Below are 24717 nucleotides of genomic sequence, written 5' to 3' on the forward strand. Positions count from 1 at the left end.
ATATTATTGATAATTGACTAACCTATAATAAACAGAATTCCATCTGGGATACCAGCATCAATTTGAACTAAGATCACATTTTCATTTTAAATACAGCATACCGTTAAAGCATGCAAAAATTAACTGAGCCAATGCGGACTGTGTTGCGGTTTAGAGTTGGTCAACAGGGGAATATAATTAATCACGAGCACCAACAGTTATTAAAACAAATCTTGTTGAGGGCTGTCGTCGTCTTCCAGTATTGCGTTTGTCACCGGTATTTTGCCTTGCATTAGCTTGCGGCGATAACGTTGACGACATAATTTAATGATATGAAGTTGCTGTGCGGTCGTAAAGCTCAACCAATTAAAACGCTCATCACGCTTACGCATGCATCCTTGACAATACCCTTTCTCATCAACTGTGCATACACGTACGCATGGACTTGGTACGGTGAAAAACTCTAGTTGCTCCATCGACATCCTTTATTCATATATTTGGACTACACTCTTCGAGCGAAAACAAACTTGGATAGTAAGAATAGTCTGATTTATGTGGCTTTTGCGAATCCAATACCACTGTTACGCAATGGTTTACACTTATCCAATTAAAAAACCACTATACTAAACATAACCTACTCCTGACAAAAAACAGTGTTTTATTAGTTAGGCTTGTCAATAATTTCATTCAGTTGGAGCAAATTATATGAAGATTTTTTCTAAGAAGTTACTTGCCGCAGTTGCACTTCCAGTATTAATGACGGCTTGTGCCGCGAACGACACTAAAGAGGAAGCGATGAAAGCTGTAACCGCACAAGATCTTCAACACCACAATTGGAACTTGGTTCAAATTGACGGCAACGCTATTCAAGTTGATGAACAGAACCAAACACCTCGCCTAGAGATCGGTGAAAAGATGACGGCAAACGGCAACGCTGGTTGTAACAACTTCTTCGGTCAAGGTGAGCTTAAAGATGGTCAATTCCGCATCGAAAAAATGGGGATGACTATGAAGATGTGTGCTGGCACAGCAATGGATATTGAGCAAACCATGTCTAAGACGCTGTCAGATTGGAGTGATATTACCGTCACTAAAAACGGTCTTGAGCTAAAAGGCGCTGAGCACACACTCACATTTGAATTAAAAGATTGGATGAACTAATTCCAATGACTTGCTATAGAAAACGGCACGCAATGTGCCGTTTTTTTATTTTAAGTTTATTTAGCGAAAGAGTAATACCTTCAAACTGGCATCGTCATCTTTATCAGCAAACTCTGATGGATTAGCTAATCGCTCAATATAAGCAAGTGTTGGTGCTTCTTCTTTCATGCTGTCAATCAGGAAGCTTGGTGTAACACTAGGTGAGTTCACACACGCCATTACCTCACCTTGCTTATTCAACAGTTCAGGCAAACGTCGTAAGATCTTCTTATAGTCCTTAGTCAAGGCAAAACTCCCTTTTTGGAACGACGGTGGATCGATGACAATGATGTCATAGGGACCGTGCTTTTTGATTTTCCCCCACGACTTAAAGATATCGTGCGCCATAAAGGTTACTTTAGACGTGTCATGGTCATTTAATCGGTGATTATCGCGTCCTTTATTTAACGACGCGCGCGCCATATCAACGTTAACCACATGTTCTGCCCCACCTTCAATAGCTGCAACGGAGAATCCACATGTGTAGGCAAAAAGGTTAAGGACTCGCTTTCCAGCAGCACGGTCTTTGACCCACTCCCTGCCATTTCTCATATCAAGGAAAAGTCCAAAGTTTTGGTTGCGACCAATATCAAGTTGATATTTACAACCTAGCTCTGAGACAACTGGTCTTTGGTCAAGCTCACCCCATAAGACTTCTGTTGGTGCGCCATCACTGTACCGGTGCTGTAAGACAATCGACTTGCCTTGCACTTGTTGCCAAAGTTCGCTAGTTGATAAATCCTCAAGCCCTTGCGTGAGCACAGCCATAAACGTCTCATCAACCGGCTTGAACAAATTCACCAGCAACTGATTAGATGCCCAATCACAAGTTAATTGCTCCAAACCTGGCCAGCACTTTCCTCTACCGTGAAAAAGACGTCTCACCTCTGCATTAGATTGAGACAGCCCAATTGAGACCTGCTCAAAGAATACACCTAACTGGCTAGCTTGCATCGCCTCGTTTTCGCTGTTTGTTTGCTCTATTTTTTCGGCCATGCTAACTCCCATGGTTGTGACCATTTATCGATAGCGTCCTCAACTTCTGCTGAGCGCCATTTTTCCCCAAGAGAACCCTCTCGCGGGTCACACCTAAACTGAAACGACTCACCACTTAGTTCAAAGCGCAGCGCATAAGCATGTAAATAGCCACGATCAGAACTGTCACTCGCGTTATAGATAACATCACCTTTAATTGGAGAACCAATCGACTTCAATGCAACACGAATTTGGTGTGTTTTGCCGGACAGCGGCTTGCACAAAAAGACCCGTTCACCGTTTTCTGCTGCAGCAGAAAAAAACTGTGTCACTGCTGGATTGTTCTTTGAATTAACCAACTTCCAAGATGAACGTCTTGAACGCTCCATATCGCCAGTTATCGACCCTTGCTTTTTCTTTGGTTTTTTACTGCCTATAGCTAGGTAATACTTGTCTATGTCGCGTTGCTCAAATAAGCGTGAAAACTGTGCCGCGACTTCAGCTCGCTTGGCTAATATCAGTAATCCCGATGTCATTTTATCGAGTCGATGGACCAGGTGAAGTGACGATGCGCCAATGGCAATTGCGACCTCCGACACCAACATAGTGTCGCCATCATCTTTATGAACGCTCACTCCTGGATATTTGTTGATGACAACAAAGTCCTCATTTTCATAATGAATATCGAACATACGATGCCTTATCGCTAAGGAATAATGGGCAGGGATAATACACAAAAGCTGCTCAATGAGCAGCTTCTAGTTTGTGATAATGTGTAGATTGCTTACAAGAATGGGTAAGCAAACACCATTATGATGGCGATAGGACAAACCACTTTGACGTAAATAGGCCAAATACGCCAAAACCAAGTTTTCTCGATCTCTGGGTTGCCTTGTTGAATTTCTTTAAGCAGAGCATTCCGACTCCAAACCCAACCAATAACCACAGCCCAAACCACTCCCAACAATGGCTGCATATACATGGTTGATGCTGTAGCTACCCAATCAAATAGCGTATCGAAATTCGCAGCGATGAGTACGCTGAACAAAAGAATAACAGCACCCAGAATAATGGCTGACTTCTCTCGCTTGATTTTTAATTCTTCTTGCAAACACGATACTGGTACTTCCAACATAGCGATAGATGACGTCAAGGCAGCAATCACCATTAAAGCGAAGAAGGCGACACCAACCACCTCTCCCACTAATCCCATTGAGTCAAACAAACTTGGTAAGACCGTAAATACAAGATTTCCTGAACTGATCAGCTCGCCTGTTTCACTAAAGATCTGCACACCATTTGCTTTTGCAACGAACATTGCTGGAAGAATTAGTAAACCAGCAAAAAACGCTACACCAGTATCAATTATGGCGACTTGACCCGCCGTTTTGGGAATATTGACATCTTTACTTAGATAAGAGCCATAAACCATCATCGCACCAACGCCGAGCGACAGGGAGAAAAATGCTTGCCCCATAGCGTTAACGACCAATCCCCCATTTACATGCTCCCAGTTAGGAACGAGGTACATTCTTAACCCATCGAGAGCACCGTCTTGAGTGAAAATGTAGATAATGAGAACCAAAAACAGTGCAAACAAAACTGGCATCAATCGTGATGACCATTTTTCGATACCATCTGCGACACCACGGCGTACCACAAACACTGTCATCAACATAAATATGACGGTCAAGAGGACGTTGCGTCCTGTTCCAAAGGTGATTAACCATTCAGAAAACTGCTGTAAGCCAATTAACTTCATAATTGGAGAGATTCCAAAGCCAATTAACCAGCCAGCTAAGATGGCGTAAAAGCTCAAGATCATTGATGCAGTTAGCATAGCAGTGGTACCAAAAAACACCGCTAATAAACGATTATTTGTCCAAATCTTTCGTAGTGATCCGATGGGGTTAGATTGCCCATATCGACCAATTGTAAGCTCAGCGACAAGCATTGGGAAAGCAAGTAGAGCCATCATCAAAAGATAGATAAGGAGGAATGCGGCTCCGCCATTACTGGCTGTTTGTGTCGGGAACCCCCAAACATTACCTAAACCCACTGCTGAACCAGCAGCAGCCATAATAAAGCCAAAGCGAGAAGAGAATTGGCCTCTATCGGAACTTGCCATCAGTATGTACCATATGTGTCTATTAACTAGACGAGTTTGCGGCTGTCCATGAGATGATTTTGGCGCACAAAAAAGCTGCCTTTGATTGGCAGCCTATCCCTGTGCTCACGATCTTTTGCTTTTAAACATAGGAGTGTAATCTTTAGTTTACACTTCATATGGAATTTATATCCAAGAGCGATATAGCAAGTAAAACAGCTTATCTTTAAAATTGGAAGTGCCAAACTTCCAACTGGCCATTTTCCATTCGCTTTACCGATAGTTTGCGGTTTATTCCATCAACTGTAAACCCCTCAACTAAGCAACTCTCCTATTCTCTTACGACTTGGTATGCCGTGCTTCGATATTAATAACATCGTCATCAAAACAACGCCGATTTGTATAGAAATTACCTATTTCATTAATTTTTATGGCTTGTGTAACAGGTTGTATTTGACAGGCAACTAACTATTCCAAATACTTGATTCTGAGCTTATTATTTGCGAAAGCGTCTTTCTATCGAGGCATAATGGACAAGGTATACCACTTTCTTACTCTCGCAGGCATCGGACTTTATTGGGTCCTAGTGGCAGGTGTCACTTTGCGCGTTGTACTAAAACGCCGTGCTGTCAGCGTTTCTCTCGCTTGGTTAATGGTGATATACATCATCCCAGTCGTTGGGGTTTTATGTTACTTCATGTTTGGTGAGCTTAACCTAGGTAGAAAGCGAGCAGACAGAGCTAGGGAAATGTTCCATCCATTTGGTGACTGGTTTTATCAACTGAATGACTGCAACGCGCACGTAACCGATGGGTTGGGCACTCATATTTCGAAAATCGACCATCTGTGTAACAACAGAATGGGCATTCCTGCTCTATGTGGTAATCAACTTCAGCTACAAACCACACCACAAGAAATCCTGTTGTCAGTGATCAAAGATATTGAGCAAGCCAAAGAGAGCATTCGTATGGTGTTCTACATTTGGTATCCGGGTGGATTAGCGGATTCGGTTGCATCAGCGCTCATACAAGCCGCCAAACGCGGTGTAGACGTTAAAGTCCTTCTTGACTCCGCCGGTAGCCCCACGTTCTTCAAAAAGAGTCATTGGGCACAAATGATGCGTGATGCGGGTATTGAACTGGTCGAAGGGCTAGAAGTGTCTCCTTGGCGTATTTTCCTACGTCGCTTAGATCTCCGTCAGCACAGAAAAATCATCGTTATAGACGATGAAGTCGCTTACACCGGCTCAATGAACATGGTCGACCCCGCTTACTTCAAGCAAAACTCCGGCGTGGGCCAATGGATTGATATTATGGTCCGTATCGAAGGTCCTACAGTCAATGTGCTGTCTGCAATACATTGTTGGGACTGGGAAGTAGAAACAGGCGATCGACAGCTACCAGCTCAACCTGAATGCGCTATAGAGATCCCTAAAGACTCTAAACCAGTTCAGGTCGTGCCGTCTGGGCCAGGTATGCCAGACCAGTTAATTGGGCAAGTCCTCACCCTCGCAATGCATCAGGCAGAAGAGTCGGTAAGAATTACCACACCTTATTTTGTACCTAGTGCTGATTTGTTGGAAACGATCAAAACAACCGCACAACGAGGGGTCAACGTTGAGCTCATTATCCCGAAGAATAACGATTCGATTATGGTGAAATGGGCATCACGCGCATTTTACACCGACTTACTTTCCGCTGGTGTCAAAATCTACGAGTTTGATGGCGGTTTACTGCATACTAAGTCCGTTGTTATCGACGAGCTCTTTTGCTTAGTTGGTACCGTCAATATGGACATGCGCAGCTTGTGGCTTAACTTTGAAGTGACTCTTGCAGTGGAAGATCCAAGCTTCACCAAAGAGATGCACCAGCTGCAATCGAGCTATATTCAGCGCTCGGAGTTAGTCGACTACTGCGTGTGGAAGCAAAGAAGTATTTATCATAGATTTTTTGAAAGACTATTTTATCTCTTCAACCCACTGCTCTGACCTTAGATGTCACTCCTACCCGACAACGTTTTATGAAGGCTAAAGACTTGAAACTCTTTAGCCTTCGTGTTTTATTGCGTCTATCCTCTTTTAAAAACTCGCCTTCCTACACGAAAGTTCAAGGCTAAGACAGGGAATCTAAATGTCAGAAAGCAAGACCACCAAATTTGTAACTGCTGGCCGCAGTAAGAAATGGACTAACGGCGTAGTTAACCCGCCTGTACAACGAGCTTCTACCGTTGTCTTTGACACCGTGGCGGAAAAAAAGCACGCCACCATCAACCGAGCCAACAAGACACTGTTCTACGGACGCAGAGGCACTAACACGCACTTTGCCTTTCAAGATGCTATGACTGAAATTGAGGGCGGTGTGGGATGCGCGCTTTACCCATGTGGCACGGCCGCTATTTCTAACGCCATTTTGTCGTTTGTTGAGACTGGTGATCATATCCTGATGGTGGATACTTGCTACGAACCAACGCGCGATTTTTGTGATTCAATCATGAAGAAAATGGGGGTAGAAACGACCTACTATGATCCGATGATTGGTGAAGGCATCCGTGAACTGATTCAGCCAAATACCAAAATTCTATTTTTGGAATCACCTGGCTCTATCACAATGGAAGTTCAAGACGTTCCTTTGATGGCTAAGATCGCACACGAAACCGATATTATCGTCATGCTTGATAATACTTGGGGCGCTGGTGTGAATTTCTCACCTTTTGAACACGGGGTCGACGTTTCTATTCAAGCAGCTACTAAGTACATCGTAGGTCACTCCGACGTTATGCTAGGTACGGCAGTGACCCACGAAAAGTACTGGGATCAGTTGCGTGAACAAAGCTATCTGATGGGACAATGTGTTTCACCAGATGATGCATACTTAGGACTTCGCGGCATTCGTACGCTTGATGTGCGGCTGCGCCAACATGCAGAGAACAGTTTGCAAGTTGCGAAGTGGTTAGCAACGCGTGCTGAAGTCGACCATGTGCGTCACCCTGCTCTAGATACATGCCCTGGCAGTGAATATTTCCATCGGGATTTCACCGGCGGCAACGGGCTATTTAGCTTTATCCTTAAGACCAGTAATACCAAAGCAACAACAGCATTTTTGGATGGTATGAAGCACTTTAGTATGGGTTATTCTTGGGGTGGATTCGAAAGCTTAGTTTTGGCAAATGAACCAAGTAGCTTCAATTCATTACGAACGGTAGCCAACCCTAATTTTGAAGGGACGCTAATTAGACTTCACATTGGGCTGGAAAGCATCGATGATCTGATTAATGATCTCAAGCAGGGCTTTGAGCGCTATAATTCCGTTATACAAGAACAAACTATCACCCAATAAACCTCAAATGGCTTTCAGTGTTGAAAGCTATTTTTAATTTACGACAAGGTACTCTTATGAGATTACGAGCAGATGTCGCCATCTTTGACATTCTAGGCCACTTGCTCATCTGGTTAATTCTCAGCATTATCACGTTTGGCATCGCGCTATTTTTCTTCCCTTATTCATTTTCCAAGTTCATCATAAATCGCACTTACGTCATTGATGAATCCGGCCGAGAGCGAAGAATGGACTGTGATATCGATCTATTTAGCGACTTAGGTCATGTATTGCTTTGGTTTATTATTTCAATACTGACATTAGGGATCGGCTATGTATTTTACTTTTATCGTGTTTGGAATTACGCACTCAATCACACCCGAGTAGAGTAGCATTACAGATAATCAATGAAGCTCATCAACATGTTGATGAGCTTCGTGTATTTCTGTACAAAATTTCCTTTAGCTATAATTAACCGTCGGATCAACACACTGGTATATCTGACCAATTGACGCCTCGTTCAACAAAATTTGATGTGCAAGGCGAGCGACTTCACTTCGAGTGATCGCACCATGTACTTCAACTCCTTGCGATAACTCCCCACAATTTGTCACCTCCCCGTCCTTCAATCCACCAGGTCTCAATACAGTGTATTCCAGTTGACTGCTGACTAACCAAGCTTCAGCTAAGGACTTCTCCCTTACCGCTGCCCCAAAGCCTGCTTTCGCTCGCTCCGAAAGAAACTTCCATGAATCTCCACATCCTAATGAAGTAACCAACAGGAAACGTTTAATACCTTTTGTCTCCAGTGCGTCTATCAAGTGACGGTGTCCGAGATAATCGACAGGTACTTCGGCTCTAAAGCTGCCCATGGTTGACAGCACTACGGTGTCTTTCGGAAGACATTCCACCGCAGCATCTACATCCGGCTGTTTAGTAGCATCACAAGCAATTAATTGAACGCACAAGCTGGCCAGTTCGTCGGTCTTTTTCGGGTCTCTTGCAACACCAATAATTTCCACTCCTTGACTTGCAAAATAGCGAACGGCAGCCAAGCCAAGGCCACTGCTTGCACCAAAAATAGTAATACTCTTCATTTCAATACCTCACCTTGATGATGAGAATAATTTACACTATCAAAAACACCAGTCTAGGTGTTAAATCAAACAAGTGTGGGTTATAAGACAATTTTTCATGATATGGTGAACCATTACACTCTTCGTTTAGCGAGAGACAAGGATGATCTTATGAGTAAAGCTGCCAAACTGTATTATGTTTATGATCCGATGTGCTCATGGTGCTGGGGTTATGCACCTACTTGGAATTTGATTAAGACACTGTTGGATGACCAACTAGACATTCAATACGTACTCGGAGGCTTAGCGCCCGACTCCAACGTACCAATGCCATTAGAAATGCAAACTCAAATCGCCTCTTATTGGCGCAAAATCGAAAGTTATTTAGGCACTGAGTTTAATCATGATTTTTGGACCTTGAATACGCCTAAACGCTCCACTTACCCGGCCTGCCGCGCGGTGCTGGCTGCACGTAAGCAGCAGTCCGAACAAGACATGTATCGTGCTATACAGCAGGCGTATTATCTTGAAGCAAAGAATCCCAGTGAGTCAGAAGTACTTTTCGACTTAGCTAAACAAGTTGGACTAGATATTGAAGCATTTAGACATGACTTTCTTTCAGCTGAGATCAATCAGCAGCTTTCGGAAGAGATAAAATTTGCTCGTAGCATTGGCGGTAACAGCTTTCCTTCTTTATTTTTAGCCCATGATGACATCATTGTTGAGCTACCTATTGATTATAAAAATCCCAACACAACAATCGATTTAGTCAAACAGCAACTCTGAACGTTCTAGAGACGAAAAAAAAACCTGTCTCGTTGAGACAGGTTTTTCACTACAAATGTTGATTACTCTTCAGTAGCAGAATCGTCAGCCGCTGAGTCGTCAGCCGCTAAATCTCCAGATTCTGGCGCTTGAGTCTCTGCATTTGCTTCAACTTCTTCGCCCTCTGGCAGCTCTAACTCTTCGACTTCATCAATACGCTGCAAACCAACGACTGATTCGTCAGACGCGGTGCGGATAAGCGTAACACCTTGAGTATTACGACCAACTTGACTCACTTCAGCAACGCGAGTACGAACTAGCGTTCCTGCGTCAGTGATCATCATCATTTCGTCGCCTTCTTCAACTTGAATCGCGCCAACTACTGGGCCGTTTCGCTCAGAAACTTTGATAGATACAACACCTTGTGTTGCACGACCTTTCGTTGGGTACTCTTCAAGTTCAGTACGCTTACCGTAACCATTTTGTGTCACGGTTAGAATGTCACCTTCGTTAGAAGGAACAATCAATGACACCACTTGGTCTTCATCTGCCAGTTTCATACCACGGACACCTGCCGCAGTACGACCCATAGCACGTACTTTGTCTTCGCTGAATCGAACTACTTTACCCTGCTTCGAGAACAGCATGATGTCACTTTGACCATCGGTGATATCAACGCCGATTAGCGAATCATCATCACGTAGGTTTACAGCAATTAGGCCGTTTGCACGAACGTTAGAGAATTGGTCTAGAGAAGTCTTCTTAACGGTACCGTCACCAGTCGCCATAAAGATAAATTTCTCTGAGCTAAATTCACTTACAGGAAGAATTGCCGTAATACGCTCACCTTCTTCTAATGGAAGAATGTTAACGATAGGCTTACCACGAGCAGTTCGACTTGCGAGTGGCAATTGATAAACTTTCAGACGGTAAGTCTTACCGCGCGTAGAGAAGCACAAGATATTGTCGTGAGTATTTGCAACAAGCAGACGCTCGATGTAATCCTCTTCCTTCATCTTAGTCGCACTCTTACCTTTACCACCACGACGCTGTGCTTCGTAGTCGCTTAGGATTTGATACTTCACATAACCTTCGTGAGACAAAGTGACTACTACGTCTTCACGAGCGATTAGCTCTTCCATATCAATATCGTGAACCGCCGCTGTGATTTCACTACGACGCTCATCACCGTATGTTGCTTGAACTAGTTCAAGTTCTTCGGTGATCACTTCCATCAAGCGCTCTGTGCTTGCAAGAATGTGCATCAGTTCTGCAATTTCTTCTAGAAGTGCTTTGTACTCATCAAGAATCTTCTCGTGCTCTAGACCAGTTAAACGGTGTAGGCGAAGTTCAAGAATCGCTTGAGCTTGTTGCTCCGTTAGGTAGTACAGACCGTCACGAATACCGTATTGGTCTTCTAGCCAATCTGGACGAGCTGCATCGGTACCAGCACGCTCTAGCATAGAAGCTACGCTACCTAGCTCCCAACCGCGAGAAACCAGGCCTACTTTTGCTTCAGCTGGTGTTGGTGCGTTCTTGATAAGTTCAATAACTTCATCAATGTTCGCAAGTGCTAGAGATAGCGCTTCTAGAATGTGAGCACGGTCTCTTGCTTTACGAAGTTCGAAGATAGTACGACGAGTCACAACCTCACGGCGGTGATCAACAAAGCACTTCAGCATGTCCTTAAGGTTGAACAGCTGTGGCTGACCATTGTTTAGGGCAACCATGTTGATGCCGAATGTCGTTTGCAGCTGAGTCTGTGAGTACAGGTTGTTTAGAACCACTTCACCTACTGCGTCACGCTTACATTCGATAACAATGCGCATACCGTCTTTATCAGACTCATCACGTAGTGCGCTAATGCCTTCTACTTTCTTATCTTTAACTAGCTCTGCAATCTTTTCGATTAAGCGAGCTTTGTTCACCTGATAAGGGATCTCGGTAACAATGATGGTTTCTCGACCATTCTTGTCTTCTTCGATCTCTGCTTTAGAACGCATGTAGACCTTACCACGACCCGTCTTGTAAGCATCGATGATGCCTTTACGACCACTGATCAGTGCCGCTGTCGGGAAATCTGGGCCCGGAATGTAATCCATGAGCTCATCAATCGTGATGTCTTCATTCTTGATGTATGCCAAACAGCCATCAATAACTTCGTTTAAGTTATGTGGTGGAATGTTTGTCGCCATACCTACAGCGATACCTGACGCACCATTAACCAAAAGGTTTGGAATTTTTGTCGGTAGTACGGCTGGAATTTGTTCCGTTCCATCATAGTTAGGAACGTAGTCAACCGTCTCTTTGTCTAGATCCGCTAGCAACTCATGAGCGATTTTCGCCATGCGGACTTCGGTATAACGCATTGCCGCCGCAGAGTCGCCGTCAATCGAGCCGAAGTTACCTTGACCATCGACCAACATGTAGCGAAGTGAGAAAGGCTGCGCCATACGAACGATGGTGTCGTATACCGCACTATCACCGTGTGGGTGATACTTACCGATTACATCGCCGACCACACGGGCAGACTTTTTATATGGTTTATTCCAATCATTACCTAGAACATTCATCGCGAACAAAACGCGGCGGTGAACAGGTTTTAGACCATCACGCACATCTGGAAGAGCACGACCCACGATAACTGACATCGCGTAGTCGAGATAAGAGCCTCTCAGCTCATCTTCAATGTTTACGGGCGTGATCTCTTTAGCTAGATCGCTCATAGAGCCAATATCCCTCTATATTTTGATCGTATACTCGATACGTATAAGGTGACAAAATATAACACATTAATACCGTGTTCGGCATCACTTTCCCTTCGCTTTTATCATGTTGTGACCTTGGTTGCGATTCAAACGTCCACAATTTGCACATTTCCAATCTATGACCCTGAAAATCGGCGAAAAAACGGCCAATTAATCAGATAAATAGTGTGCTGGCTAAAGAATTCTGAGGATTCTGCCTACGAGAAGATATTTCCCAAACCAATTTGCGGTATACTGCATCGCAACCTTGGAACAAAACTCTTAGCATATATGGATAAGCAACAAAACGTAGACCTCAACGAAATTAAGAAATTTGAAGAGATGGCAAGTCGCTGGTGGGATCTAGAAGGTGAGTTCAAACCACTGCACCAAATCAACCCTCTCAGACTCAATTATGTCTTAGAAAAGGCCAATGGCTTGTTTGGTAAAACCGTTCTTGATGTAGGTTGTGGCGGCGGTATCCTTGCAGAAAGCATGGCGAAACAAGGTGCTGAGGTTACAGGGTTAGACATGGGTAAAGAGCCGCTTGAAGTCGCCAGACTGCATGCACTAGAAACGGGCACCAAACTTACCTATGTGCAAAGTACAGTGGAACAGCACGCCGCTGAAAACGCTGGCAAATACGATGTCGTGACATGCATGGAAATGCTAGAACACGTACCAGATCCTGCATCAGTCATCGCATCATGTTCAAAACTGGTTAAGCCTGGTGGCCAAGTATTCTTCTCCACCCTTAACCGCAACTTGCAGTCTTACTTATTTGCCATCGTTGGTGCAGAGAAGCTGCTTAAAATAGTTCCAGATGGCACGCACTCGCATGACAAATTCATCAAGCCTTCAGAACTTATCAAGATGATCGATAAAACTGACCTTACGGAAAAAGGCATTACAGGGCTTCTCTATAATCCACTAACCGATACCTATAAACTGGGTAATCGTGTCGACGTGAACTACATCGTGTTCACCGAAAAGTCGCTTTAAGTTCCTCTATAATGTAGTGCCAATTTCCTTCGGTTAGTTGGCACTCAGTTTCGTTAATTTTCACACACAAATCATTTACAAAAACAAGACACTTTCGCCGATTTTGTGTGCCGATATCGCAGTTTTATTGAGCTAAAGAATAACAACCAAAAATTGGCAAAGATCAAGGAATTTTTTTTCGCGTTTGTTTAAAAGAAAACCAATCTGCTAGCACGCAAATTTCACTACTAAGTCGGGTCTATCTTCAATGGTAAGTATCTACTAACCGAAATTTTTCTTTCCCCTAGTTATCCACAAGACATTCAATTTCTCAAACTTGAAAATCTCCCGCTATAGCACTATCTTGTAACTCGTAGTTAAGATGACCCCTATATCTTGTGTTGGAAGCCGAAACATATAGGGTGACATTGATCACGAAGCTATCGCTAAGACTCAACAAAATTTCATAAAAGTGAAGCTTCATATTGTTTTGTTAGGGAACACCTCAGAATGAACCAACAACTTACCGTTACTAAGCGTAATGGCCGCAAAGAAAGTATCGATCTCGAAAAAATCCATCGCGTCATCGCATGGGCTGCAGAAGGGCTTAACAACGTTTCTGTATCTCAGGTAGAACTCAAGGCTCACATCCAGTTTTATGATGGTATTACTACGTCAGATATCCACGAAACTATCATCAAGTCTGCTGCAGATTTGATTTCAGAAGACGCGCCTGACTATCAATATCTTGCTGCGCGCTTAGCTATCTTCCACCTGCGTAAAAAAGCGTATGGCCAATATGAGCCACCAGCGCTATTTGACCATGTTTCTAAAATGGTAGAGATGGGCAAGTACGATGCACATCTATTGGAAGATTACACTAAGTCTGAATTAGATGAGTTGGATAGCTATATCGACCACACTCGAGATCACGACTTCTCATACGCTGCCGTTAAACAGCTTGAAGGTAAGTACTTCGTTCAAAACCGTGTTTCTGGTCAGATTTACGAAAGTGCACAGTTCCTCTACATCCTGGTAGCGGCTTGCCTATTCGCTAAGTATCCAAAAGCGACTCGTCTTGACTATATCAAGCGCTTTTACGATGCAACGTCAACATTCAAGATTTCTCTACCGACACCAATTATGTCAGGTGTTCGTACTCCTACGCGCCAATTTAGTTCGTGCGTATTGATTGAATGTGGCGATAGCCTAGATTCTATTAACGCAACAGCAAGCTCAATTGTTCGTTACGTTTCACAACGTGCTGGTATCGGTATCAATGCTGGTCGTATTCGCGCGCTGGGTTCTGAAATCCGTGGAGGCGAAGCCTTCCACACCGGTTGTATCCCATTCTACAAGTACTTCCAAACAGCAGTAAAATGCTGCTCGCAAGGTGGTGTTCGTGGTGGTGCAGCAACTGTGTTCTACCCAATGTGGCATGGCGAAGTACAATCACTACTTGTTCTTAAGAACAACCGTGGTGTAGAAGAAAATCGTGTACGTCACATGGATTACGGTGTTCAGCTGAACAAACTCATGTATGCTCGCCTAGTTCAAGGCGGCAACATCACTCTATTCTCGCCTTCAGATGTACCGGGTCTATATGATGCGTTCTTCGAAGATCAAGATGAGTTTGAACGTCTATACGTTAAGTACGAAAACGATCCGTCAATTAAGAAAGAGACCGTTAAAGCGGTAGAGCTATTCTCTCTGCTGATGCAAGAGCGTGCTTCTACAGGTCGTATCTACATTCAGAACGTAGACCATTGTAATACGCACAGCCCATTTGATTCGAAAGTTGCGCCAGTTCGCCAATCTAACCTATGCTTAGAAATCGCACTGCCAACTAAGCCATTGTCAAACGTAGAAGACGATTCAGGTGAAATCGCTCTATGTACACTTTCGGCATTTAACCTTGGTGCAATCAACGAGCTCGATGACCTAAAAGATCTATCGGATCTCGTGGTTCGTGCTCTTGATGCTCTACTTGATTATCAAGACTATCCATTACCAGCTGCTTATAAGTCTACGATGAATCGTCGTACGCTGGGTGTCGGTGTTATTAACTATGCCTACTACCTTGCGAAAAATGGTGTTAAATACTCTGACGGTTCTGCAAATAACCTTACTCACCGTACATTCGAAGCGATTCAGTACCACTTACTAAAAGCGTCTGTTGAACTGGCGAAAGAGCAAGGCCGATGCCCATCATTCCATGAGACGAACTATGCGAAAGGTCTATTACCTATCGACACTTACAAGAATGATGTTGATTTAGTATGTGACGAACCACTGCACTATGATTGGGACGCACTACGTTCTGAAATCATGGAGTTTGGTCTACGTAACTCAACACTGACGGCGCTAATGCCATCTGAGACTTCCTCTCAGATTTCTAACGCGACTAATGGTATTGAACCACCTCGTGGCTACGTTTCAGTGAAAGCATCAAAAGACGGTATCCTGAAACAGGTTGTTCCAGACTTCGCTAATCTAAAAGAGAACTACGAACTACTTTGGAACATCGGCAACAACGACGGTTACTTGCATCTAGTAGGTATCATGCAGAAATTCGTTGACCAAGCGATCTCAGCAAATACTAACTATGACCCAAGCGTTTACGAAAGCGGCAAAGTGCCGATGAAGAAATTGCTTCAAGACCTACTCACTGCGTATAAATATGGCGTGAAGACACTTTACTACCATAACACTCGTGACGGTGCGAAAGACGACCAAAGCGACAAATCTACAGTAGTAGTTGAGCAAGATGACGATTGCGCAGGCGGCGGCTGTAAGATTTAATATCTCGCAGTAAACAAGTTAAGATTTTCTCGCCCTTCCCTTAAGCGGAGGGGCTTAAAAAGGATTGCAGCACAATGGCTTACAGTACTTTTACCCAAACAAAGAATAACGCACTAAAAGAACCAATGTTCCTGGGTCAACCAGTGAACGTTGCGCGTTATGACCAACAGAAATTTGAGATTTTTGAAAAGCTGATTGAGAAGCAGCTTTCCTTCTTCTGGCGTCCAGAAGAAGTCGATGTATCAAGCGATCGCATTGACTACAACAAATTGCCAGAGCATGAAAAACACATTTTCATCAGTAACCTTAAGTATCAAACTCTGCTTGATTCTATCCAAGGCCGTAGTCCGAACGTTGCACTACTTCCATTAGTTTCCTTGCCAGAGCTAGAAACATGGATCGAGACATGGTCATTCTCTGAGACTATCCACTCTCGTTCATACACGCACATCATTCGTAACATCGTGAACGATCCAGGTGTGGTTTTTGATGATATCGTTGAAAACGAACACATCCTTAAGCGTGCGAAAGACATCGCGCACTACTACGATGACTTGATTCAAGCGACAAACGATTACCACCGCTTCGGTGAAGGTACACACAACATCAAAGGCGAAGAAGTTAAAGTTAACTTGTACGATCTGAAGAAGAAGCTGTACCTATGCTTGATGTCAGTGAATGCACTAGAAGCGATTCGTTTCTACGTGAGTTTCGCTTGTTCGTTTGCGTTCGCAGAGCGTGAGCTGATGGAAGGTAACGCGAAAATCATCAAGCTGATTGCTCGTGATGAAGCGCTGCACCTAACCGGTACTCAGCACATGATTAACCTGCTTCGTAACGGTCAAGACGATTTCTCATTCATGCAAATCGCTGAAGAATGTAAGCAAGACTGTTTCGACCTATTCAAAGAAGCGGCAGAGCAAGAAAAAGAATGGGCAGAATACCTATTCAAAGACGGCTCTATGATCGGTCTTAACAAAGATATCCTGTGCCAATACGTTGAATATATCTCGAACGTTCGTATGCAGGCAGTTGGTCTTGATGCAGCTTATCCAGAAGCTACATCGAATCCAATTCCTTGGATTAACGCTTGGTTATCATCTGATAATGTACAGGTTGCACCACAAGAAGCAGAGATCAGTTCTTACCTTGTCGGTCAAATCGACAATGAAGTAAACGCTGACGACTTCGAGGGCTTCGAACTTTAATGCCAACCATTAAGATAAACTCTATCACCACTATAGAGTCTAACCCTTCAAACACAGTCTTAGAGACTATGGAGCAAGCAGGGTTAGAACCTGAATACAACTGTCGAGACGGGCACTGTGGCGCTTGCCGCTGTACACTGGTTTCGGGAGAAGTGGAATATGTAGGGTTTGCAATGGCATATACACAAGGCAATGAAATCCTGCCTTGTATTTGTCGAGCGAAAACTGATATCGAGCTCGACAATATTGCGCATCAAGTTAAGAAGCGAGCATAGCTCAAGTCATTCCCAAAACGGCTCTCCAGAGCCGTTTTTTATTGCTGCGGGTTTGAGCAGGTGTAGTCAGCGAGTGTGCAATTCCCTTCACTAAATCGTACAACATTAAAAATAACCCTTTACAAGGTGTTTTATAAGCCCCATACTGGCTCCGCTCTGTTGTCCAGAGTTATTAAATGAAATATCCAGTTGTAAAAGTAAAACTCTCAGAATCTCTTCGTTATTGTTGTCATCCTCAGTGTTTCCCTAAGCTTCATCGATACATTAAATAATTCCAGCCCATCAGCGCATCGCAACAATTTTAAATTTATATAAGGGACACATCATGTCTAACAAAGTAAACGGCACAGTAAAATGGTTTAACGAAGAGAAAGGCTTCGGCTTCCTAGCTCAAGAAAATGGCGGTGCTGACGTATTCGTTCATTTCCGTGCTATCGCATCTGAAGGTTTCAAAACTCTAGCAGAAGGCCAAAAAGTGTCTTTTGAAGTAGAGCAAGGCCAGAAAGGTCTTCAAGCTGCAAACGTTGTAGCTCTATAAGATTTTATTGATGAAAGCGGCATCATTAACCGCTTTCATCTTATCTTTTCACTTTGGATTTTAGAAAAAACTAGCAATAACCTCTCCTCTAAACGTTCTCGCTATACATTTCTCTATCAAGCAACACGCTCAAACATCCATCACTCTCTGATGGTATTAAATCTACAATTAGCATCATTATATTTAGGTAAATTATGTCTCGATCTATCGGCAGAAAACGCTTTTGGTTTTACCAAAACCGTGAATCCACTAAAAACACACAAAAATCCAAATAGGAGAAATATGAAAGTAACGTTTAAATCAATCAAAGATAATGTAACTTGGGTCTCTGAACCGCACCAACTAAACAGCGATATTTTGCTTAGACACTTCCTCACCAGAGCAAAAACCAAAGACCTAAATTTGGCGTTTAGTTACTGTGAATCTACTCATACTGGCACCATTACCAACGTCCATGACGAGCTAATCGGAAAGTTCTCACTACAGGCTTGATAATCAGTACCTTCACTACTAAGGCCAGTATCCATTGACCATCACTATAACTAATCATAAACACTATCCATCAACGTGCTTACCGCCTTCAGCACCTTGATAATATTGCGACTTTTATAGTGACTCTCTCGCCTTACTCACTCTCGTCACAACACTCAACCTTTATCACAGCAGTAATTTGATCAATCTTAGGTTAATACGTATCCGTTGGCGGAGATAAAATCATTTTGATTTTCGCCCTTAACGTCAGATCTTTGCGTGATAAGTCATTTAGCATATCTTTCCATTCGGCAAAAGTAACCGTGATTGGATTGAAGCTATTAACTGGCTTACTGATTCCATAACGAACTTCTTCTACTTCAGGCTCAAAAGTCCCAAACATTCGATCCCAGATAATCAGAATTCCCGCGTAGTTTTTGTCTATGTATTGCGCGTTGACACCATGATGAACCCGATGGTGCGATGGGGTATTAATCACCCATTCAAGGGGCCCTAAGCGACGTATCCATTGTGTATGAACAAAGAACTGTAGACCTAGATTCAGCAGCACTACAAATACCACCCATTTAGGGTCGAAACCTATAATGACCAGTGGCATCCAAAACAGCCACATTCCCGCTAGCGGGTACATTAAGCTCTGTCTAAATGCGGTACTGAAGTTCATATTCTCGGAACTATGGTGGACAACGTGAGCAGCCCACATCCAGCGAATGCGATGACTCGCTCGATGGAACCAATAGTAGAAAAAGTCTTGTAATACCATTAACGCCAAAAACATGCCTAATGACATCTTGATATCAAAAAGTTTCCAGCCAAACACTAGCAAGTATAGTTTGGCGATAAACAGACCCGCAATGAGATCGGTAAGTTGATGAAGCCCAGCCAACGAGAAGTTACATGCCAATTCCTTTAGAGAGTACTGGGCTGAGCTTGGCAGGCGGTTTCCCCGTTGACCAAGCCAATACTCGAGCACCATCATAATGACAAATAAAGGAGCTAATACAATTAACAACCACTCCGGGTTTTGAACAAGTTTATCCATCATATTCCATTGATTCTTTGTTTGTATTTACCACTTTGCAAAGTGGTCTTCGGTTAATCCCATTACTTGCGAAAGTTGATACTCGCGACCTTCTTCATCCTTTACAACACCAGAAAAATGGCCAATGAACTGGCGAAAATTACTTTTAAGTACCCAAAGATTGAGTTTCTCTTTACGAGCATTAAGCGGTTGAAAGGTCAAATCAACTCGCCCTTGCTCATCAAAAATGCGCCAGTCAGAGTCTGGTACTTGTCGGTCAAAATCAAACATTACACCCGCTAATAGACTACGCTTACCATTAACCCAAAGTACATTTTCAGTTACCCCCGTCTCGTTTACTCCAGCCGCGAGATTAAGACCAATTGTCACACCTTGAGCTTTACCGTTAATACTCGCCCAGCGCCAACTTGTTTCACGCCTCATAAAACCTGCTGAAAAGTCATACCCCCCTAGACAACTTTCCATCGGTTGCGTTTGACCACCTACCTTGAACTCTCCCCTCACATTCAATGCATTATGCTTTTGCGTATAAGTCCATCCGTTGTAGCCTGTAGGCGATGAAACCATTAGCGGTGTACTTTCTGCATCTCCGGCATCAAGCAATACGTCCAATTCAAACGCCTTACACTTAGCTCGAACCCGCCACTCTCCCTCTTCAATATCAAAGCAAATCTGCCCTTGATTGAACTGTGCTTTCCCTTTCCAAGGCGACGCGGTGAGTGAATACCCTAATCCCACGGGACGCATCCAACTCTCTTCAACGAGTTGTTTTTTTTCAATGTCATAGAGATAGCAAAAACTTGTTCCAAGGTAGCGAATATCAGCGATCGCTATGCCTAAAACGTATTTGGAAGTAAAAATACTGACAAACTGAAACTGCTTGTAATGGAAATATTTAGCGAGTGAACTGCGTTCTCTATCCATTGTGGAATAGTAGCGAAAGCTGGCAATGTCTAGTGCTTCAGGAATGGATAAAAGATGACCGTAGTTAGGTTTACCATCTACTCCCATTAGCGATTTAATTTGTTGAACAGAAGGCGTATTCATTCTAGTACTTTCTCTTCTCATAGCCTTATTTAGGCCTTATTTTTGTTGGTTCACAAAGTGTGGGTTCGCAAAGTATGAGACAAGAATCAGCAACTGTGGACAAATTAGAGCAAAAGCACAAAATGGATCACAGAATCGTACAAATAAACATCAGAAAAAGAAAAGGCTGATCAAATTGATCAGCCTAAAGTAACTTGAATTGGGTCTCAGTCGACAGTCGACAATATTGAGTCTGCTGTACCCATAGAAACATGTTTGTCTGCAATGCGACGTCCACCATCATCGTAGAGCGAGATTCTAAAACCGTCATCAGACAGGATCTCTTCCATAGGAGCCTTCAACCACATAGCCGCTATATCACCGCATTTTTTGCTGAGTGCTTCGCCAAGCATAATCTGCTCATTGGCGATCTGATAAAACACTCTTATTCTTGATTGCTGGATCATATTTACCCCTCCTACACACCACCATTTTCAGGGTGAACATTGATTTTAATCAAATAAAAAGAAAGGGCTACTCTCAAAAATGAGAATTTGAAATTCCTGTTAGAGATCAGCTTATTGTGAGCTAGATCTAATTTTCATATATACATAACAAAATAGAATATAGGCACTATGTTGAATATTTATCTTAGTAGGATCAAGTTAACTGATCCGTTGGTAGAAATATCTCTTCGGTACGAGTAAGAAAGCCATAATCGGGGAACATTGGCTTATTATCTAGGTAACGTCTAAGCATATCTCCCGCCACCGTACTAATGACCGTTTTTATACTTTGAGAGCTGTAGCTTCGTTGCAATTTTAGCGTCTGCCCCCATTCACCTTTGGGCGTTGAAAGCGCTACGGAGAACTCTCCACCTTCAAGCTTTCCTGTGGACAAGGCAATATCTGAACTGCAGTTGCTTTTTGTCGCTCCTGCTAACGCTAGAGTGGCCCCCAACCTTTCACTGTCTCTATCAAGCGGCGATGCCGTTTTAGAGCCAAGTACCCATGTTGCCCCGCAATATTGCTCAATCTGTTCATTGTCTTGAAGCCAAGAGGCTAGGTAACCCTTGGTACCATGTTCAGATATAGCGATGGTTGGTTTATGTAACTCAACCAAATGACCAATTCTGTCCAGCATAGGTTGATCGACACTGACAACATTACTATGCAAGAGCTTCTCTATCATCGAGAGCACTCTTGACCCTATTTCTAAATCGTCTGAAGGACCAAACAGTTTGACTTCGATAAAAGGAAGATAAGAACGATAGCCCAACTCATATTCCGGCGGTAGATTAAGACTTGAAAGCGTGTCTGCAATACCAGATTCCGATAGGCCAAACGTATATAAACGTCGGCATACCCTACCTTGTTGATTAGGGAATTCATGTTTTAAGTCAGGCAAAATCTGCTCAAGCGTCATTTTTTTGAATTCGCTTGGGACACCTGGAGTGAAGTAAAACAAGCAATCATTGATCATCATTTTGAAACCACATGCGGTGCCAATTGGGTTATCGACCACCACCGCGCCCTCTGGCAACATTGCTTGTTTGATGTTGCTGTCAGGCATGGATTTACCGCGTTGAGCATAGAAGGCTTTAAGTGTTTCCAACCAACCTTGGTTCAACACTAAAGATTGATCCGCGGCTTCCGCTGCTACTTCAGCAGTGAGATCATCAGACGTAGGCCCCAAGCCACCATTGACGATCACCACATCCAGATTCAAACTCAGCATGATCATTTCTTGTAGCAACTCAGCTCGCTGGTCACCTACTGTAGAGCGCTTCGACATGGAAAACCCATGCTCATAAAATACACGGCTGAGCCACGCGGCATTGGTATCAACAATATCACCATACAATACCTCTTCACCAGTACTCAACATTGCAATTTTAGGCATGATCTCTCCTTGTAGGTTTTTTCATAAGGATGACATGAGTTATTGAAATAGCAATAGCGATTTTGTGGCAAATCATCCGATTAACGATGTTAACGCTGCTAGACTGTACGGTCTGTTTGTTCAGAGTTACAATAGTCGCCGATTTCAACAAGTGGCGGACTTATGGCTGATTTAAAACAAACACTTCTCGACGCTGGGTTTGACCTCATTAGCGAACATGGATTCGCTGGCATTGGTATTATGAAGATCATTCAGCAAGCGAACGCAACGAAGGGCTCTTTTTACCATCATTTCAAATCGAAGGAAGATTTCGGCCGCCAGTTATTAGAAGACTATTTTGAAGACCATCTAAACACGCTCAGTCAATATCTAGAAGACAGCTCCATTGCCTTTGAACAGCGCGCGTTACATTACTTCGAGTTTTGGTCAGATTCAAAGGTGACGGAAGATTTTCGGATTAAATGTTTAGTCGTGAAATTGTCTGGTGAAATATCTGGGACATCATCAAGTATGCAAGTCGAACTGGATAACGGCGCTGAAAAAGTCATTAATCGCATGGCGGATTATTTCGCATCTGGTAACGAGCAAGGTCTGCTAGCTATAGAAAATCCATACATGGTCTCGCGAACGCTTTATGCCAAGTGGTTAGGTGCCACATTACTTTGCGCGATGCAAAAAGACCGAACGCATTTAGAGCAAGCCATGATGGAAACCAAGTTACTGATAAAATAAGGGCTGCAAGCAGCCCTTTAGTAAACTGAGTTAATGAACCACCATTAGCGCCCTATTCCGGACGCATCCACCGCATCCGGCTCAAAAGTGACAGGAGGCCACTCTTTAAAGGTTTCTAAGTGTTGTTGTACCGCTGCCTGAGCTGGGCCAAATGCCCACATTTTCTTGCCCATCCAGTTGATGTACATACCAGACTCCTCGGCAGCGCGCTCATAAGGATCGCGGCGTAGGTTGAAGAGCAGTGGTGCATTAAGCTCTTCCTTCGGTCCACTCCAACCATGGTTTTGCACCACAAAATGAGCTTTCCAATCACCAACGCGAACCGCTTGAAGTCTGTCACGTTCGTAGTAAATGATTTCTTTACGATTTGACGGTGCTAGTTCAGTGAGCATCGATATTTGATTGTAACCATCTAAATGCGCTTTAAAGCCTTCATACCCTGTCAGCATTTGTTGTTTAAGATCGCTTGGTCCACCTGCGGCTTCAACCAGCGTAGGTAACCAGTCCATACCATCAAACATCCCGTTGTGTATTTTTCCTGCTGGAATTTTACCTGGCCAGCTCACCAACAGAGGCGCACGGACACCACCTTCCCAAGTTGAGCCTTTTTCACCATGGAAAGGCGTCATTCCGCCATCAGGCCAAGTCATGATTTCTGGCCCATTATCCGCCGTAAAGATCACAATCGTGTTATCCGCTACACCCAACTCTTCTAGTTTGGCAAGCATCTCACCGACATGATCATCGAGGTCTTTCATCACGACTTCTTGCAAGCCCCAACCGTTTTGTCCGAGCATAGCTTCGTACTCTGGAGACAAGTGAGTCCAAACATGGCCTCTTGAAGGGCAATACCAGGTGAAGAAAGGCTTGTCTTGTTTCACCGCATTTTCGATGAAGTTGATGGCATGTTTATTAACCTCATCATCTAAAGTACGCATGCGTTCGATGGTCAAAGGCCCGTCATCTTTGATGGTTTGTCCACCCTTGCCATCTGACTTGGAATGAATCACATTTCTTGGTGCGAATTTCTGGAACGCTTCGTCTTTTGGCCAATCAGGATCTTCAGTGTATTCCATCGCATTAAGATGGTACAACCAACCCCAATATTCGTCGAAACCATTCATTGTCGGTAGCACTTCATCTCGGTCACCTAAATGGTTCTTACCAAACTGACCAGTTGTATAACCTAAGGTTTTCAGTATTTCCGGCAGTGTCGGTGTTTCAGCATTCAGTCCTACTGGACTACCTGGAAGACCAACAGTATGCATGCCGGTACGAACGGGGAACTGTCCGGTAATAAACGCAGAGCGCCCTGCTGTGCAAGAAGGCTGAGCATAATAGTCCGTCAGCAACATTCCTTTTTCAGCAATACTATCAATATTGGGCGTCTCACTACTCATTAACCCTCGATGGTAAGCACTTAGGTTAGAGATACCAATATCATCAGTAAAAATAACAAAAATGTTTGGTGGCTTTTCATTCGCATTCGCAAGTGAACTCAAGCCTAATAAACTCAGCACTAACCATTTCATTAATATACGGTGCATCCTGCCTCC

General features: G+C 43.6%; 23 protein-coding genes. 12 read left to right on the forward strand and 11 right to left on the reverse strand.

Annotated elements, in window-relative coordinates:
- Positions 1-200 precede the first annotated feature (200 nt).
- Positions 201-455 (reverse strand): DUF1289 domain-containing protein, encoded by a 255-nt coding sequence (locus VME0621_RS12570; protein ID WP_006072224.1) that lies wholly within the window; start codon positions 453-455, stop codon positions 201-203.
- A gap of 229 nt (positions 456-684) precedes the next feature.
- Between VME0621_RS12570 and VME0621_RS12575 the strand changes: the two genes are divergently transcribed.
- Positions 685-1140 (forward strand): META domain-containing protein, encoded by a 456-nt coding sequence (locus tag VME0621_RS12575; RefSeq protein WP_006072222.1) that lies wholly within the window; start codon positions 685-687, stop codon positions 1138-1140.
- Positions 1141-1200: 60 nt separating this feature from the next.
- On the opposite strand, the gene VME0621_RS12580 is transcribed toward VME0621_RS12575, so the two are convergent.
- The 3 genes from VME0621_RS12580 to VME0621_RS12590 all read right to left on the reverse strand — a co-directional run bounded on the left by VME0621_RS12580 (position 1201) and on the right by VME0621_RS12590 (position 4282).
- Positions 1201-2133 (reverse strand): class I SAM-dependent methyltransferase, encoded by a 933-nt coding sequence (locus VME0621_RS12580; protein WP_062461076.1) that lies wholly within the window; start codon positions 2131-2133, stop codon positions 1201-1203.
- 26 nt (positions 2134-2159) lie between these two features.
- A complete protein-coding gene (locus tag VME0621_RS12585) occupies positions 2160-2846 on the reverse strand; it encodes a TIGR01621 family pseudouridine synthase (protein ID WP_062461042.1) in 687 nt (228 codons plus the stop codon).
- A gap of 92 nt (positions 2847-2938) precedes the next feature.
- Positions 2939-4282 carry a sodium-dependent transporter gene (locus VME0621_RS12590; RefSeq protein ID WP_062461039.1) on the reverse strand — a complete coding sequence of 448 codons (1344 nt, stop codon included), beginning with the start codon at positions 4280-4282 and terminating at the stop codon, positions 2939-2941.
- 508 nt (positions 4283-4790) lie between these two features.
- On the opposite strand from VME0621_RS12590, the gene cls reads away from it, so the two are divergent.
- The 3 genes from cls (at position 4791) to VME0621_RS12605 (ending at position 7967) form a co-directional block, all read left to right on the forward strand.
- Positions 4791-6248 (forward strand): cardiolipin synthase, encoded by a 1458-nt coding sequence (cls, locus tag VME0621_RS12595; RefSeq protein WP_062461036.1) that lies wholly within the window; start codon positions 4791-4793, stop codon positions 6246-6248.
- A 142-nt stretch (positions 6249-6390) separates the two neighbouring features.
- Positions 6391-7596, forward strand: coding sequence for a cystathionine beta-lyase (locus VME0621_RS12600; protein WP_062461033.1), 1206 nt, complete (start codon positions 6391-6393; stop codon positions 7594-7596).
- 56 nt (positions 7597-7652) lie between these two features.
- A complete protein-coding gene (locus VME0621_RS12605) occupies positions 7653-7967 on the forward strand; it encodes a DUF6693 family protein (protein ID WP_038228205.1) in 315 nt (104 codons plus the stop codon).
- Between the two features lie 69 nt (positions 7968-8036).
- Here VME0621_RS12605 and VME0621_RS12610 read toward each other — a convergent pair whose 3' ends face one another.
- A complete protein-coding gene (locus VME0621_RS12610; protein WP_062461030.1) occupies positions 8037-8672 on the reverse strand; it encodes an SDR family NAD(P)-dependent oxidoreductase in 636 nt (211 codons plus the stop codon).
- 150 nt (positions 8673-8822) lie between these two features.
- On the opposite strand from VME0621_RS12610, the gene VME0621_RS12615 reads away from it, so the two are divergent.
- A complete protein-coding gene (locus tag VME0621_RS12615; protein ID WP_062461026.1) occupies positions 8823-9437 on the forward strand; it encodes a DsbA family protein in 615 nt (204 codons plus the stop codon).
- Between the two features lie 62 nt (positions 9438-9499).
- Here the strand turns inward: VME0621_RS12615 and gyrA are convergent, their stop codons facing one another.
- Positions 9500-12142 carry a DNA topoisomerase (ATP-hydrolyzing) subunit A gene (gene gyrA / locus VME0621_RS12620; RefSeq protein ID WP_062461023.1) on the reverse strand — a complete coding sequence of 881 codons (2643 nt, stop codon included), beginning with the start codon at positions 12140-12142 and terminating at the stop codon, positions 9500-9502.
- A 312-nt stretch (positions 12143-12454) separates the two neighbouring features.
- On the opposite strand from gyrA, the gene ubiG reads away from it, so the two are divergent.
- The 6 genes from ubiG (at position 12455) to VME0621_RS12650 (ending at position 18459) form a co-directional block, all read left to right on the forward strand.
- Positions 12455-13165, forward strand: a complete 711-nt coding sequence (ubiG, locus tag VME0621_RS12625) for a bifunctional 2-polyprenyl-6-hydroxyphenol methylase/3-demethylubiquinol 3-O-methyltransferase UbiG (RefSeq protein ID WP_038228201.1) — start codon at positions 12455-12457, stop codon at positions 13163-13165.
- 489 nt (positions 13166-13654) lie between these two features.
- On the forward strand, positions 13655-15946 hold the full coding sequence (gene nrdA / locus VME0621_RS12630; protein WP_062461019.1) for a class 1a ribonucleoside-diphosphate reductase subunit alpha: 2292 nt from the start codon (positions 13655-13657) through the stop codon (positions 15944-15946).
- 74 nt (positions 15947-16020) lie between these two features.
- Complete coding sequence (gene nrdB, locus VME0621_RS12635) at positions 16021-17154, forward strand: class Ia ribonucleoside-diphosphate reductase subunit beta (RefSeq protein ID WP_006073932.1); 1134 nt, start codon at positions 16021-16023, stop codon at positions 17152-17154.
- Entirely contained in the window at positions 17154-17429 is a 276-nt protein-coding gene (gene yfaE / locus VME0621_RS12640; RefSeq protein ID WP_006073928.1) for a class I ribonucleotide reductase maintenance protein YfaE, read from the forward strand. Before nrdB ends, yfaE begins: the two co-directional genes overlap by 1 nt.
- A gap of 325 nt (positions 17430-17754) precedes the next feature.
- Entirely contained in the window at positions 17755-17967 is a 213-nt protein-coding gene (gene cspE / locus VME0621_RS12645; RefSeq protein ID WP_006073927.1) for a transcription antiterminator/RNA stability regulator CspE, read from the forward strand.
- A gap of 282 nt (positions 17968-18249) precedes the next feature.
- Positions 18250-18459, forward strand: a complete 210-nt coding sequence (locus VME0621_RS12650) for a hypothetical protein (protein ID WP_038222859.1) — start codon at positions 18250-18252, stop codon at positions 18457-18459.
- A 193-nt stretch (positions 18460-18652) separates the two neighbouring features.
- Here the strand turns inward: VME0621_RS12650 and VME0621_RS12655 are convergent, their stop codons facing one another.
- The 4 genes from VME0621_RS12655 to VME0621_RS12670 all read right to left on the reverse strand — a co-directional run bounded on the left by VME0621_RS12655 (position 18653) and on the right by VME0621_RS12670 (position 22429).
- A complete protein-coding gene (locus tag VME0621_RS12655) occupies positions 18653-19504 on the reverse strand; it encodes a sterol desaturase family protein (protein WP_082795545.1) in 852 nt (283 codons plus the stop codon).
- Between the two features lie 24 nt (positions 19505-19528).
- Positions 19529-20548: a DUF2804 domain-containing protein gene (locus VME0621_RS12660; RefSeq protein WP_062461009.1), complete on the reverse strand. Its 1020-nt coding sequence runs from the start codon at positions 20546-20548 to the stop codon at positions 19529-19531.
- A gap of 206 nt (positions 20549-20754) precedes the next feature.
- Positions 20755-20994, reverse strand: a complete 240-nt coding sequence (locus tag VME0621_RS12665) for a hypothetical protein (RefSeq protein WP_006073920.1) — start codon at positions 20992-20994, stop codon at positions 20755-20757.
- A gap of 193 nt (positions 20995-21187) precedes the next feature.
- Positions 21188-22429 carry a CinA family nicotinamide mononucleotide deamidase-related protein gene (locus tag VME0621_RS12670; protein ID WP_062461006.1) on the reverse strand — a complete coding sequence of 414 codons (1242 nt, stop codon included), beginning with the start codon at positions 22427-22429 and terminating at the stop codon, positions 21188-21190.
- Positions 22430-22591: 162 nt separating this feature from the next.
- On the opposite strand from VME0621_RS12670, the gene VME0621_RS12675 reads away from it, so the two are divergent.
- Positions 22592-23161 carry a TetR/AcrR family transcriptional regulator gene (locus VME0621_RS12675; protein WP_006073917.1) on the forward strand — a complete coding sequence of 190 codons (570 nt, stop codon included), beginning with the start codon at positions 22592-22594 and terminating at the stop codon, positions 23159-23161.
- Between the two features lie 44 nt (positions 23162-23205).
- On the opposite strand, the gene VME0621_RS12680 is transcribed toward VME0621_RS12675, so the two are convergent.
- Entirely contained in the window at positions 23206-24708 is a 1503-nt protein-coding gene (locus VME0621_RS12680; protein WP_006073916.1) for an arylsulfatase, read from the reverse strand.
- Positions 24709-24717 lie beyond the last annotated feature (9 nt).

The organism is Vibrio mediterranei, from assembly GCF_900088415.1.
In the GTDB taxonomy this organism is placed as follows: domain Bacteria; phylum Pseudomonadota; class Gammaproteobacteria; order Enterobacterales; family Vibrionaceae; genus Vibrio; species Vibrio mediterranei.

Coding starts and splice junctions, on each gene's coding strand:
- VME0621_RS12655 (WP_082795545.1), bottom strand. CDS start 19,504: ATGATGGATAAACTTGTTCAAAACCCGGAGTGGTTGTTAATTGTATTA.
- gyrA (WP_062461023.1), bottom strand. CDS start 12,142: ATGAGCGATCTAGCTAAAGAGATCACGCCCGTAAACATTGAAGATGAG.
- VME0621_RS12580 (WP_062461076.1), bottom strand. CDS start 2,133: ATGCAAGCTAGCCAGTTAGGTGTATTCTTTGAGCAGGTCTCAATTGGG.
- VME0621_RS12650 (WP_038222859.1), top strand. CDS start 18,250: ATGAAAGTAACGTTTAAATCAATCAAAGATAATGTAACTTGGGTCTCT.
- cls (WP_062461036.1), top strand. CDS start 4,791: ATGGACAAGGTATACCACTTTCTTACTCTCGCAGGCATCGGACTTTAT.
- VME0621_RS12570 (WP_006072224.1), bottom strand. CDS start 455: ATGGAGCAACTAGAGTTTTTCACCGTACCAAGTCCATGCGTACGTGTA.
- VME0621_RS12610 (WP_062461030.1), bottom strand. CDS start 8,672: ATGAAGAGTATTACTATTTTTGGTGCAAGCAGTGGCCTTGGCTTGGCT.
- VME0621_RS12615 (WP_062461026.1), top strand. CDS start 8,823: ATGAGTAAAGCTGCCAAACTGTATTATGTTTATGATCCGATGTGCTCA.
- VME0621_RS12665 (WP_006073920.1), bottom strand. CDS start 20,994: ATGATCCAGCAATCAAGAATAAGAGTGTTTTATCAGATCGCCAATGAG.
- VME0621_RS12585 (WP_062461042.1), bottom strand. CDS start 2,846: ATGTTCGATATTCATTATGAAAATGAGGACTTTGTTGTCATCAACAAA.
- VME0621_RS12660 (WP_062461009.1), bottom strand. CDS start 20,548: ATGAATACGCCTTCTGTTCAACAAATTAAATCGCTAATGGGAGTAGAT.
- nrdB (WP_006073932.1), top strand. CDS start 16,021: ATGGCTTACAGTACTTTTACCCAAACAAAGAATAACGCACTAAAAGAA.
- yfaE (WP_006073928.1), top strand. CDS start 17,154: ATGCCAACCATTAAGATAAACTCTATCACCACTATAGAGTCTAACCCT.
- VME0621_RS12590 (WP_062461039.1), bottom strand. CDS start 4,282: ATGGCAAGTTCCGATAGAGGCCAATTCTCTTCTCGCTTTGGCTTTATT.
- ubiG (WP_038228201.1), top strand. CDS start 12,455: ATGGATAAGCAACAAAACGTAGACCTCAACGAAATTAAGAAATTTGAA.
- VME0621_RS12600 (WP_062461033.1), top strand. CDS start 6,391: ATGTCAGAAAGCAAGACCACCAAATTTGTAACTGCTGGCCGCAGTAAG.
- VME0621_RS12575 (WP_006072222.1), top strand. CDS start 685: ATGAAGATTTTTTCTAAGAAGTTACTTGCCGCAGTTGCACTTCCAGTA.
- VME0621_RS12670 (WP_062461006.1), bottom strand. CDS start 22,429: ATGCCTAAAATTGCAATGTTGAGTACTGGTGAAGAGGTATTGTATGGT.
- VME0621_RS12675 (WP_006073917.1), top strand. CDS start 22,592: ATGGCTGATTTAAAACAAACACTTCTCGACGCTGGGTTTGACCTCATT.
- cspE (WP_006073927.1), top strand. CDS start 17,755: ATGTCTAACAAAGTAAACGGCACAGTAAAATGGTTTAACGAAGAGAAA.
- VME0621_RS12680 (WP_006073916.1), bottom strand. CDS start 24,708: ATGCACCGTATATTAATGAAATGGTTAGTGCTGAGTTTATTAGGCTTG.
- VME0621_RS12605 (WP_038228205.1), top strand. CDS start 7,653: ATGAGATTACGAGCAGATGTCGCCATCTTTGACATTCTAGGCCACTTG.
- nrdA (WP_062461019.1), top strand. CDS start 13,655: ATGAACCAACAACTTACCGTTACTAAGCGTAATGGCCGCAAAGAAAGT.